The organism is Pseudomonas sp. AC211 (genome assembly GCF_979258055.1).
In genome coordinates this window covers 4869278-4881288 of sequence record NZ_OZ409830.1, presented here as the reverse complement: position 1 = coordinate 4881288, position 12011 = coordinate 4869278, and the positions used below count along the sequence as shown (strand labels likewise).

10 protein-coding genes and 1 pseudogene are annotated in these 12011 nt (G+C 64.2%); 7 read left to right on the top strand and 4 right to left on the bottom strand.

Annotated features, from left to right (window positions below; translation table 11 throughout):
* The gene (gene mhpT / locus ACZZZP_RS22935) at positions 1-1191 is read left to right on the top strand and encodes a 3-(3-hydroxy-phenyl)propionate transporter MhpT (protein ID WP_463384234.1); all 1191 of its coding nucleotides are present in this window, start codon (positions 1-3) and stop codon (positions 1189-1191) included.
* 106 nt (positions 1192-1297) lie between these two features.
* On the opposite strand, the gene ACZZZP_RS22930 is transcribed toward mhpT, so the two are convergent.
* Positions 1298-2032, bottom strand: a complete 735-nt coding sequence (locus tag ACZZZP_RS22930; protein ID WP_122492190.1) for a carbonic anhydrase — start codon at positions 2030-2032, stop codon at positions 1298-1300.
* A gap of 192 nt (positions 2033-2224) precedes the next feature.
* Here ACZZZP_RS22930 and ACZZZP_RS22925 point away from each other — a divergent pair, with 192 nt between their 5' ends.
* The 6 genes and pseudogenes from ACZZZP_RS22925 to ACZZZP_RS22900 all read left to right on the top strand — a co-directional run bounded on the left by ACZZZP_RS22925 (position 2225) and on the right by ACZZZP_RS22900 (position 7999).
* Positions 2225-2836, top strand: coding sequence for a CDP-alcohol phosphatidyltransferase family protein (locus ACZZZP_RS22925; protein ID WP_463384233.1), 612 nt, complete (start codon positions 2225-2227; stop codon positions 2834-2836).
* A gap of 27 nt (positions 2837-2863) precedes the next feature.
* Positions 2864-4642 carry a bifunctional alpha/beta hydrolase/class I SAM-dependent methyltransferase gene (locus tag ACZZZP_RS22920; protein ID WP_463384232.1) on the top strand — a complete coding sequence of 593 codons (1779 nt, stop codon included), beginning with the start codon at positions 2864-2866 and terminating at the stop codon, positions 4640-4642.
* Positions 4639-5985, top strand: a pseudogene (locus tag ACZZZP_RS22915) (phosphatase PAP2/dual specificity phosphatase family protein). Before ACZZZP_RS22920 ends, ACZZZP_RS22915 begins: the two are co-directional and overlap by 4 nt.
* A complete protein-coding gene (locus ACZZZP_RS22910; RefSeq protein WP_463536864.1) occupies positions 5982-6539 on the top strand; it encodes a hypothetical protein in 558 nt (185 codons plus the stop codon). Before ACZZZP_RS22915 ends, ACZZZP_RS22910 begins: the two are co-directional and overlap by 4 nt.
* On the top strand, positions 6427-7071 hold the full coding sequence (locus ACZZZP_RS22905) for a lysophospholipid acyltransferase family protein (RefSeq protein ID WP_122450040.1): 645 nt from the start codon (positions 6427-6429) through the stop codon (positions 7069-7071). The genes ACZZZP_RS22910 and ACZZZP_RS22905 overlap by 113 nt, the downstream gene beginning before the upstream one ends.
* Before the next feature lies 1 nt (position 7072).
* Entirely contained in the window at positions 7073-7999 is a 927-nt protein-coding gene (locus tag ACZZZP_RS22900) for a phosphatidate cytidylyltransferase (protein WP_122492185.1), read from the top strand.
* 36 nt (positions 8000-8035) lie between these two features.
* Here ACZZZP_RS22900 and ACZZZP_RS22895 read toward each other — a convergent pair whose 3' ends face one another.
* Genes ACZZZP_RS22895 through ACZZZP_RS22885 form a run of 3 tightly spaced genes read right to left on the bottom strand, consistent with a single transcriptional unit; the run spans position 8036 to position 12008 of the window.
* Positions 8036-8974: a carbohydrate kinase family protein gene (locus tag ACZZZP_RS22895; protein WP_463384229.1), complete on the bottom strand. Its 939-nt coding sequence runs from the start codon at positions 8972-8974 to the stop codon at positions 8036-8038.
* 34 nt (positions 8975-9008) lie between these two features.
* Positions 9009-10490 carry a xylulokinase gene (xylB, locus tag ACZZZP_RS22890; protein WP_463384228.1) on the bottom strand — a complete coding sequence of 494 codons (1482 nt, stop codon included), beginning with the start codon at positions 10488-10490 and terminating at the stop codon, positions 9009-9011.
* Between the two features lie 9 nt (positions 10491-10499).
* Positions 10500-12008 carry a mannitol dehydrogenase family protein gene (locus ACZZZP_RS22885; protein WP_463384227.1) on the bottom strand — a complete coding sequence of 503 codons (1509 nt, stop codon included), beginning with the start codon at positions 12006-12008 and terminating at the stop codon, positions 10500-10502.
* Positions 12009-12011 lie beyond the last annotated feature (3 nt).

Sequence of the window (12011 nt, the reverse complement as noted above, 5' to 3'; positions counted from 1 at the left end):
ATGCCCACTTCTACTGCGCAGAACGGCGCGTCGCTGCGCACTATTGCCCTGTGTTTTATCGTCGCCATGCTTGAAGGCCTCGACCTGCAAGCCGTCGGCGTCGCGGCGCCGGCCATGGCCCAGCACTTCGCCCTGAACTCGGCCGCGTTGGGCTGGGTGTTCAGCGCCGGCTTGTTCGGCCTGTTACCGGGCGCAGTGTTCGGTGGCTGGCTGGCCGACCGCTTCGGGCGCAAAAGCGTGCTAGTGGCGGCCGTGGTGTTGTTCGGTTTGTTTTCGCTGCTCACCGCCCACAGCGCCACCTACGAGCAACTGCTCGCGGCGCGTTTGGTGACGGGGTTGGGCATGGGCGCCGCGCTGCCGATCCTGATCGCGCTGTCCTCGGAAGTGGCCAGCCCCGGTCTGCGTAACCTGGCCGTCAGCCTCACCTACTGCGGCGTGCCGCTGGGCGGCGCGGTGGCGGCGCTGTTGGGGATCTTTTCAGTGTCGGGCGACTGGCGGCTGGTCTTCTACGTCGGCGGCTTTGCGCCGCTGGTGATCGCCTTGCTGCTGATGCGCTGGCTGCCAACGCCCAACGCGCGCCAAGGGCAGACGTTGCCGGTGGGCGCCATCAGCCGCGAACTGCTCGGGCAACGCCGTGGCGCGTCGACCTTGCTGCTGTGGGGCGCCTGTTTCTGCACGCTGACCATTCTCTACATGCTGCTCAACTGGCTGCCGACCTTGCTCATCCAGCGCGGCCTCAGCCGCCTGGACACCGCCACCATTCAAGTGCTGTTCAACATCGGCGGCGTCGCCGGCTCGCTGTTGGCCGGACGCCTGATGGACAGCGGCAAGGCGCTGCTCGCGGTGCTGTTGGCCTACCTCGGCATGCTCGCCGCCTTGCTGGCGCTGGGCAGCGTTGAACAGGCGCAAGGGCTGTACCTCGCTGGCCTGGCCGCCGGCGCCTGCGCGGTCGGCGGGCAACTGATTCTCTACGCCCTGGCGCCGCGTCTGTATCCCGCCAACGTGCGCGCCACGGGCGTTGGCGTGGCCGTTGCGGTGGGGCGTTTGGGTTCGATGAGTGGGCCATTGGCGGCCGGCCAGTTGCTGGCGGCCGGTGCTGGCGTCAGCGGTTTGTTGCTGGCCGCTACGCCGTTGGTGGCGATAGCGGCGTGTGCTGCCGCCGTGCTGCTCAAGCGTGACCTGAACAACTGAATTCCCGAGCGACACACATCCTCAGCTCCACTGGACTCCACTGAGGATGACTTTTACCGCGCCGCAGCCTTTAGCCCGCTACGGCGCGGTTTTTTCTTCGCGTTTTTTATTGCGCCGAATAACGCGGACGCGGCGTGGCCACCGGAATCGGGCTGGTGCCATCGAGCGGCAGAAACTCGGCACGCTCGGCGTCGTAAGCGCGAATCTCGCAGGTGTCGATGCTGTAGACCCAACCGTGAATAAACAACTGACCGCTGGCCATGCGCGAAGCCACCGAAGGATGGGTGCGCAAGTGCTGCAACTGCGCGACCACGTTTTCTTCAGTCAGCACGCCCAGGGTTTCGTGCTCCGTGCCGCAATTACAGTTATCCGCCACCATGATTTTTGCCACTTCGGAATGACGCAACCAGGCTTTGACCGTGGGCATTTTTTCCAGCGTGTCGGGGTTCATCACCGCGCGCATGGCGCCGCAATCGGAATGGCCGCAGACGATGATGTGGTGTACGCCCAGCGCCAGCACCGCGTACTCGATGGCGGTGGAAACGCCGCCGTTCATTTGCCCATACGGCGGCACCACGTTGCCCACGTTACGGGTCACGAACAGATCGCCCGGCGAGCTTTGCGTAATCAGTTCGGGAACGATGCGCGAGTCGGCGCAGGTAATAAACATGGCGCGCGGGCGTTGCGCGGTGGCGAGCTTTTGAAAGAGTTCTTCCTGCTCGGGAAACACTTCGGTGCGAAAGCGTTGAAAGCCGGAAACGATCTGCTGCAACGCCTCATCGGCACCCTCGCCTTCGGCCTGGTCGAGGCGATCGAGGTTCTGTTGGTCGCGCGTGTTCATAAAAAACTCCTGAGCGAGAAACGGGGCCTGGATGACTATAGGCGGCTATTGTTCCAGCTTCGCCCTTCACGGGCTATCTTCGGTCCGCTGATCGACCTAACCGCACCACCGAGCTAGCGGTGTGACTAGTTTTTGGCATTGGCGTTCTGTTGTGAGTACAGTCCTTTCGGCCTATTTCACCGCGAGCGCCCCATGCCGTCGATTTACGACCTCAAACCCCGCTTTCAGAACCTGCTGCGCCCCTCCGTTACCCGTCTGCATGCGCGTGGCGTCACCGCCAACCAGGTGACGCTGTTTGCCTGCGCCATTTCGATTATGGTCGGCGCACTGGTGGCGGTATTCGCCGAACACCGCGCGGTGTTTGCGCTCCTGCCGCTGTGGATGCTCCTGCGCATGGGCCTGAATGCCGTAGACGGCATGTTGGCGCGCGAGTTTGGCCAGCAATCACGCCTGGGCGCTTACCTCAACGAGATCACCGACCTGGTTGCCGATGCCGCGTTGTACCTGCCGTTTGCCTGCCTGGCCGGCGTGTCCGGCGCGGCTGTCGGCGCCGTGGTGCTGTTGGCCTGGCTAAGTGAATACGCCGGCGTGCTGGGACTGATGGTCGGTGCTTCGCGCCGTTACGACGGGCCAATGGGCAAAAGTGACCGCGCCTTCGTTTTTGGCCTGCTGGGCTTTCTATTGGCCCTGGGCATCGCGGTCGAGCCATGGCTGACGGCAATCATGGCCGTGCTGGCGGTCTTGCTGGTGTACACCACCTTCAACCGCGTCAAGCGCGGCCTGGCAGAGCAACCTGCCCACTAATCTCGATTCATTACAGGAATTCTACGGATGGAAACTCAACGCCAACAGCACCACGCAACGTTTCCCACCCATGACGGCGTAGACCTCTTCTACCGCCACTGGCCTGCCCACGACGCCGCCGCCGACACCCCGCGCAAAGCCATCGTTTTGCTGCACCGTGGCCATGAACATTCCGCGCGTATGGCGCACCTGGTGGACGAACTCAATCTGCCGGATTTCAGCTTTTTTGCGTGGGACGCCCGTGGCCATGGCCACTCGCCAGGCGAGCGCGGCGACAGCCCGAGCTTTGCCGCCAGCGTGCGCGACGTGGAAGACTTCGTCGCCTTCATCCAGCGCGAGCATGGCCTCGCCATCGAAAACATCGCCGTGGTGGCGCAAAGCGTCGGCGCCGTGCTTGCCGCTACCTGGGCCCATGACTACGCCCCGCGCATCCGCTGCATGGTGCTGGCCTCGCCGGCCTTCGATATCAACCTGTACGTGCCCCTGGCGCGCCCCGGCCTGACCTTGCTGCGCAAGCTCAAAGGCAACTTCTTCGTTAAAAGCTATGTGCGCCCCGGCATGCTCACCCATGACAAGGCGCGCGCCGACAGCTATGCCAACGACCCGTTGATTGCCAAGGCAATTTCGGTCAATCAGCTGCTCGGTCTGTACGAGGCCGCTGATCGCGTGGTGGCCGACGCCGAGGCGATTCAGGTGCCGACTCAACTGCTGATTTCCGGCGCCGATTTCGTGGTCAAGCGCAAACCTCAAGAGCTGTTTTTTCAGCGTCTGGGCACGTTGCAAAAAGAGCGTCATCTGCTCCCGGGTTTTTACCACGACACCCTCGGCGAGGCTGATCGCCACCTGGCTGTGAACAAGGCGCGTGGCTTTATCGAACTGCTGTTCAGCCAGCCGCTGAGCCGGCCGGAACTGCTCACGGCCGACCGCATCGGCTTCACCAAGGCCGAAGCCGAAGGCCTGGCCACACCGCTGCCGCCGCTGTCGCCAACCGGCCTGTATTGGCGCGCCACCCGCGCCTCGATGGGCTTGGGCGCCAAGTTGTCGGCCGGGGTAAAGCTGGGTTTCGACACCGGCTTCGACTCGGGCAGCACCCTGGACTACGTGTACCGCAACACCCCGACCGGCACCGGTTCGCTTGGCCGGATGATCGATACCAACTACCTCAACTCTATTGGTTGGCGCGGCATTCGTCAGCGCAAGCTGCACATTGAGGAGCTGCTGCGCGACACCCTGCAAACGTTGCAGGCGCAGGGCAAGCCGACGCGTATTGTCGACATTGCTGCGGGCCACGGCCGCTATGTACTCGAAGCGCTGCAAGGTCTTGCCCAGCGTCCGGACTCAATCCTGCTGCGCGACTACAGCGACCTCAACGTCAGCCAGGGCCAGGCGCTGATTAGCGAAAAGGGCTTGAGCGATGTCGCTACGTTTGTAAAAGGCGATGCCTTTGATCCGGCCAGCTTGGCCAGCTTGGCCAGCCTGGACCCCAAACCGACCCTGGCGATTGTGTCCGGCCTGTATGAGCTGTTTGGTGATAACGGCATGGTCAGCGCTTCGCTGGGTGGCCTGGCGCAAGCCGTGGAACCAGGTGGTTATCTGATCTACACCGGTCAGCCCTGGCACCCGCAGTTGCAGTTGATTGCCCGCGCGCTGACCAGCCATCGCGGCGGCCAGGCCTGGGTGATGCGCCGTCGTACGCAGGCGGAAATGGACCAATTGGTCGAAGCCGCCGGCTTTCGCAAGGTGACTCAGCGCATCGATCAATGGGGCATTTTCAGCGTCAGCCTGGCGCAGCGGATCGAGGCATGAGCGAGGCCCTGACCCTGGCGCCGGTTTATCCGCAACTGAGCGTGCGCCAGCGTTTTCCCCGGGCGCTGGTGTGGCTGCTGATTCTGGCGCCACTGTTTTTCGCCACCTACAGTTTGGCCAACTGGTTTACCAGCCAGCGCGCGGACGTCGGCACCCTGGTGTTTGCCTGGGAACAGCACACGCCATTTTGGGCCTGGACCATCGTGCCCTACTGGTCCATCGACTTGCTCTACGGCTTGTCGCTGCTACTGTGCAGTAGCCGCCATGAGCTGGATATTCATGCCCGGCGCTTGCTCAGCGCGCAGGTTCTAGCGATTGCCGGGTTCCTGTTATTTCCGCTCACATACACCTTTTTCCCGCCCGGAAATGACCGGCTTTTTCGCCTGGATGTTTGAGGTGTTGATGGGTTTTGACAAACCCTTCAACCAGGCTCCGTCGCTGCATATCGTGCTGCTGATTGTGCTGTGGGTGCGCTACGCCGCTCACACGCCGGAAGGCGTGTTGCGGTGGTTGCTGCACCTCTGGTTTGGGCTGATCGGCCTGTCGGTACTGACCACCTACCAGCACCATTTCATCGACTTACCCACCGGCGTTCTGGTGGGCTGGCTGTGCATCTGGCTGTGGCCCTTGGACCGCCCCAGCCCGCTGGCGAACTTGCGCTGGCAGCCACAGGCCAAGGGCGCCGGCTGGCGTTTTACTACGCGCTTGGCGGCGTGGCGCTCGGTGCGTTGGGGGTTAGTGTCGGCGGCCTGGGTTGGTGGCTGACCTGGCCGGCCACGGCGCTGTGCCTGGTGGCCCTGGATTACCTGCTGGTGGGCGCGACCGGTTTCCAGAAGCACAGCGACGGCACGCTCAGTTGGGCGTCGAACTTTCTGTTCGGGCCCTACCTGATTGGCGCCTGGGTGAACTCGCGGTTGTGGACCGCGCGTCAGCCGGCGCCGGTTTTGATCATGGATGACGTATGGCTGGGGCGAGTTCCCAACAAAGGCGAGCTGGACGACACGCCAATCCGCGCCATTGTCGACCTGTGCGCCGAATTGCCGTGCGCCAGCGGCGGCCGCGCTTACCGAAGCCTGCCCACGCTCGACCTGTTGCCGCCGAGCCCCGAGCTGCTGCGCGCGGCTGCCATGGCCATTGAGCAGGCGCGTCAGCAAGGCCCCGTGCTGGTGTGCTGCGCCCTTGGTTATTCGCGCAGCGCCGCAGCGGTAGCCGCATGGCTGTTGCATAGCGGCCGGGCTGCCAACCCGCAAGCCGCCGAAGCGATACTGCGTCAGGTGCGCCCCGGCGTAGTGCTGCGAGAAGGGCACCTGCGCAATTTGGCTGCGATGGAAGCCGGCACATGAGCGACCTGCGTTTGCTCAGCTGCGCGCGCTTGCTGGAGCAGGGGCAGCGTCTGGATCAGTTGTCCACCGGCCTTAGCGTCGTGGCATTGGCCAGCGCCTTGCTGGTGACCATTCACTACCAACTGCTGCTGGTCGCCGGGTTGCTGGTGCTCACGTTGTTGGCAGGCGCTTTGGAAAAATACTGGGCCATGCGCGTGGCCTTCGACGCGGCGCTATTTGCCCGTCTGGCCGATGCCGCTGACCTGAGCGCGGCCACCGTGGAACTGGACGACGGCTTGCTCGGCCTGGGCCTGATGCCGGCCGCCAACGTGGGACGTGACTGGACCCTGCGCTGCAAGGGCGCCCTGGGCCTGCTGCGCAAGCAGGGTCTGACACTCGCTGTACAACTGCTGTTAGCGGTGGCCGCAGTGGCGGCTGGCGCGTTTGCCTGGAGGACGGCACATGTCACGTGTATCGCAATACAGCTGGCGCGGAGCCTTTGTCGCCCGCCTGATTATCGGCTTTGCTGCTGCCATCACCGGCGCCCGCGCGCTGTGGGTGGGCTGCACGCCTGAGCCCAAAGCACGGGTGTACTTCGCCAACCACAACAGCCACGGCGACTTCGTGCTGCTGTGGTCGTCGCTGCCCAGCCACATGCGCGGCAGCACCCGGCCAGTGGCCGGCGCCGATTACTGGGCCAAGGGCGGTGTGCGCAGTTTTCTGATCAACAAGGTGTTTCGCGGCGTGTTGATCGCGCGCTCGCCCACCGCAACCGACCCCAACCCCATCGACCAGATGGCAGCGGTGCTCGAAGGCGGCGAGTCGCTGATTCTGTTTCCCGAGGGCACACGCAACCTTGAAGACGGTTTGCTGCCGTTCAAAAGCGGCCTGTTCCACCTCGCCAGCCGCTGCCCGGACGTCGAGCTGGTGCCGGTGTGGATCGATAACCTAAAACGCGTGATGCCCAAAGGCCGCACGCTGCCGTTGCCGTTGCTGTGCACCCTGACCTTCGGCACGCCCCTGCAGTTGCTCGAAGGCGAAGCCAAGGCGGACTTTCTCACCCGCAGCCGCGAGGCATTGCTGGCCCTGACGCCCAAGGAGTCCTGACGTGGATCGGCAAACGCTTAACGTATTTATCGCTGTCGGTTTATTCCTCGCACTGGCCTCGCTGGTGGGGCAAATCCTCAAGTGGAAAAAAGGCGCAACGCCAGTCATCGACAACCTCAACGCGCGGATCAACGCGTGGTGGGTGATGGTCGCGGTTCTGGGTGTCGCATTCTTCTTCGGCAAGCCCGGGGTGTTGCTGCTGTTCTACTTGCTGTCGTTCTTCGCCCTGCGCGAATTCATCACCCTGACGCAAACCCGTGGCGGCGACTACCCGGCACTGGTGGCCGCGTTCTACTGCGTGCTGCCGTTCCAGTACTTTCTGGTGTACATCGAGTGGTACGGGATGTTCAGCATCTTCATCCCCGTGTTCGTGTTCCTGCTGATGCCATTTCTGGCGTCCCTGGGCGGCGACACCACGCGCTTTCTGGAGCGTACGGCCAAGGTGCAGTGGGGGCTGATGATTTGCGTGTTCAGCATTTCCCATGTGCCAGCGTTGCTGACCCTGAACATCGCCGGCTACGAAGGCCGCAACTTGCTGCTGATCGCCTTCCTGGTTCTGGTGGTGCAGTCCTCGGACGTACTGCAATACATCTGGGGCAAGCTGATGGGCAAAACCAAAGTGGCGCCAAACCTGTCGCCCTCGAAAACCCTGGAAGGCCTGATCGGCGGCGTGGTATCGGCCACCCTGCTGGGTGGTGCGCTGTTCTGGATGACGCCGTTCAGCTTCCTGGGCGCGCTGGCCTTGGCGTTTGTGATTTGCCTGATGGGCTTTATCGGTGGGCTGGTGATGTCGGCGATCAAGCGTGACCGTGGGGTGAAAGACTGGGGCCATATGATCGAAGGCCACGGCGGCATGCTCGACCGCCTCGACTCCGTGTGTTTCGCCGCCCCGGTGTTCTTCCACCTGGTGCGCTACAACTTCACCTGAGCCTGGGCGATCGTCTGCCGTGGGCGTTGAGGCCGGTTAAACCACCACCTCATGCGCCCTGGGCAGATCCGGCCCAGTGCGCGAGCAGGTGACGGCAGCGGCTGCCACCGCGTAGCTCAGCAATTCAGCGAGCTGCTCCCGGCTCAACCGCGCCATTCCTTCCGGGCTGTCCAGCTCCGCCCGCGTCAGCCACGCCAACAACGCCGCCTGAAACGTATCCCCAGCGCCGACGGTGTCGCGCACGTCAATGCGCCGTGACGGCACCGACACCACGCCATGCTCACGGCTAAACGCGGTGGCGCCTTGGCTGCCACGGGTCATCACCACCAACTGGCAACGGCCACCGAGCCAGCGCTGAATAATCTGTTCCGGCTCAATGCCGGGGTAGAGCAAACCCAAGTCTTCGTCGCTGACTTTGATCAGGTCGGCCAACTGCGCCAGTTCTTCCACACGCTCGCGCCACAGCGCGGCATCAGGTTGAGGGTTGAGGCGGACGTTGGGGTCGAGGCTGATCAGGCGCTTGCCGCTTTCGCGACGAATCAGCTCCAGCAGGGTGTCGCCAATGGGTTGCACCACCAGCGAGAACGAGCCCACGTGCAGGCCGCGTACCTCGCGGCTCAAGGCCGGCAGATGTTCCGGGCGCACGGCGCGGTCGGCGCAGCCTTCGCCGCGAAAGGAGTAGTGCGGGTGGCCGTTGCCGTCGAGGGCAACCATGGCCATGGTGGTGGGGCAGTCGCTGGCGATCAGAAAGTCGTCGCGTACGCCTTCTTCTTCCAGCACCCGGCGCAGGCGGGCGCCGAGAAAGTCGGTGGACAGACCGCCAAACAGCGCCGACTCCACGCCCAAGCGGCGCAGGCCCACGGCCACGTTAAAGGGCGAGCCACCGGCGATGGCTTTGTAGTCCAGCTCGCTGCTGCGCGCGCCGGCCGCCTGGGTGAAAAAGTCGAACAACGCTTCGCCGCAAACCAGGTACATGTCGAACTCCTGAAACAAAAGGGATTGGCTGTTTTTACGCCTGTTGCACCTGCATCACCTGCTGGCGGTAACGCTGGTAGACCGGCTCGTACGCGGCGCTGGCTGCGGGGTTCGGCTCGGTGCGCGTGCGCAGGTCGAGGCTCACGCAGCGGTCGCACAACGCGTGCAAGCTGCCTTCGCCGCCGCTCCACGCCGCCTGAATCGCCGCGCCCAGGGCCGCCGCTTCGGTGTGCTGCGGGCAGACCAGCGGGGTGGCCATGATATCGGCGACTACTTGCCGCCACACCGAGCTTTTTGCGGCGCCGCCGATCAAGCGAATCTCCCGGCTTTCGATGCCGCTGGCGCGCAATAAATCCAGGCCGTAGCGCAGGCCGAAGCACACGCCTTCCAACACGGCGCGGCACAGGTTGGCGCGGGTGAGGTTATCGCTGGTCAGGCCCAGCAAACTGGCGCTGGCGTTGGGCAGCGCGGGTACGCGCTCGCCGTTGAGGAAGGGCAGCATCAGCACGCCGTCGGCGCCAATCGGCGCTTGCATGGCCAGGGCGCCGAAGCTGGCGAGGTCCAGTTCCAGCAGCTCCTGAATAGCGCCGGTGGCGTTGGTCAGGTTCATGGTGCAGATCAAGGGCAGCCAGCCGCCGGACGATGAACAGAACGTGGCGACCGAGGCGTGCGTGCTCACCTGGGGCTGGTCGGCGAAGGCGTACAGCGTGCCCGACGTGCCCAGGCTCATGGTGATGGCGCCGGGGCGGATGTTGCCGGTGCCAATCGCGCCCATCATGTTGTCGCCGCCGCCACTGGCCACCTGCGCGCGTGGGTTCAGGCCCAGCCGCGCGGCAATGTCGGGCAGTACGGTGCCGACCGATTCGTTGGCGCCGATCAAGGTGGGCAACGCGTTGTTAAGGCGCCCACTGGGGTCGATCAGGCGCAGCAGGTCGTGGTCCCAGTCGCGGGTGCGCACGTTGAAATAGCCGGTGCCGGACGCGTCGCCGTATTCGCTGCAGGCGCGGCCGGTGAGCCAGAAATTCAGGTAGTCGTGGGGCAGCAAAATGTGGGCGATGCGCTTGTAGAGGGCCGGGTGGTGTTTTTGCGTCCACAGCAGTTTCGACACCGTGTAGCCCGGCGCAATCGCCACGCCGAGGCGCGCCAACGAGCCCTGCTCGCCGCCGAGAAAATCCAGCAATTGCTGATTTTCTGCCGCCGATTCGGTGTCGCACCACAGCTTGGCCGGGCGCAGCACCTGGCCTTGGGCGTCGAGCAATACCAGGCCGTGTTGCTGGCCGGAAACACCGATGCCGGCAATCGCTTCACCGCTAACACCCGCGTCGGCCAATGCCGCGCGGGTGGCGTGTTCGAAGGCGCTGAGCCAGTCCGCCGGTTGCTGTTCCCGATGGCCGTTGGGCCCGCTGATCAGCCGGTGCGGCGCGCCGCCTGCGCCCAACACCTGCCCGCTGCTGGCGTCGAGCACCAGCGCCTTGGTGCCTTGGGTGCCGCAATCAATGCCGAGGTACAAGGCCATGGCCGGACCTCAGCGCTGATGGTTCAGCGGATCGGCACGCCCGTCGCCGTCGAGCAACGTCTGCAACGTGCCGGTTACGCCGAGGGTGCGCAGGTTATGCAGCTGGCGCTCGAAGGCGGCAACAAACGCAGCCGAGGCTGGAATGGCCGGGCCGAAGACGCGGTCGGCGCCAAGCAAGCGCGTGGTGAGCGAGGCCTTGTCGGCGACTAGACCTTGCGCCCATTCGCCGTGCGGATCGGGAATGCGGTACGCGGTGCCGTTTTCGTCCACACCATCGAGGTACACCGCCCAGGCCGCGACGACCAAGGCAGCACGGTCGAGTTCGGCGCCGTCGGCGATCAAGCGGTTCAGCGTCGGCACAATGAATTTAGGGAATTTCGAGGTGCCGTCGGAGCACACGCGCTCCAGTTGGTCAGCGATGGCCTGGTTGGAAAAGCGCTCGATCAGCGTGTCCTTGTAAGTGGTCAGGTCAATGCCCGGCACCGGCGCCAGTTGCGGGGTCACGTCCAGGTCCATAAAGCGCCGCACGTAACGGCGGAACAGCTCGTCGTTCATGGCCTCATGCACGAAACGGTAGCCCTTGATAAAGCCCAGGTACGTGAGCGCCAGGTGGCTCCCGTTGAGCAGCTTTATTTTCATCTCTTCATACGGCGACACGTCGTCGGTGAACTGCACGCCGACCGCTTCCCATGCCGGGCGGCCGTTGACGAATTTGTCTTCCAGCACCCACTGCAAAAATGGCTCGCACACCACCGGCCAGGCGTCGTCGATGCCGTGTTCGCGCGCCAATTGCTGGCGATGGGCGTCGCTGGTCATGGGCGTGATGCGGTCGACCATGGCGTTGGGAAAGCTGACGTTGGCGTCGATCCATGCGGCCAGTTCGGCGTCGGCCAGCCGCGCGTAACTGAGCAGCGCTTTGCGGGTGACGGCGCCGTTGTGCGGCAGGTTATCGCACGACATCAACGTAAACGCCGGCGTGCCTTCGGCGCGGCGTTTGGCCAGGGCGGCGCAGAGAAAGCCGAACACGGTGGTCGGTGCCTGCGGGTTCGCCAGGTCATGCTGAATGGCGGGCAAGTCGGCGAGAAATTCGCCGCTGGCGTCGTCGATGCAGTAGCCGCCTTCAGTGATGGTCAGCGAGACGATGCGAATGGCCGGCTCGGCCAGTTTGTTAATCACGGCCTGCGCGCCGTCGGCAGCCAGCAGCATGTCGCCGATCACGCCGACCACGCGGACTTCCAGGCTGGGCACGTCGCCCAGTTCCACTTGCGTGTAGAGGTAATCCTGGCCGGCGAGCGCGTCGCGCATGGCTTTGTCTTCGCCGCGCAGGCCGATGCCGCAGATGCCCCAGTCCATGTCCTGGCCGCTGTTGTGCAGCGCTTCGGTGTAGATGGCTTGGTGGGCGCGGTGAAAACCGCCGACGCCAATATGGGCGATGCCTTGCTGGCGCGCGCCCAGGTCGTAGGTGGGCACGGCGATGTAGGGCACCAGGCGGGACAACGTGGAGCGACTGAGTTTCATAAA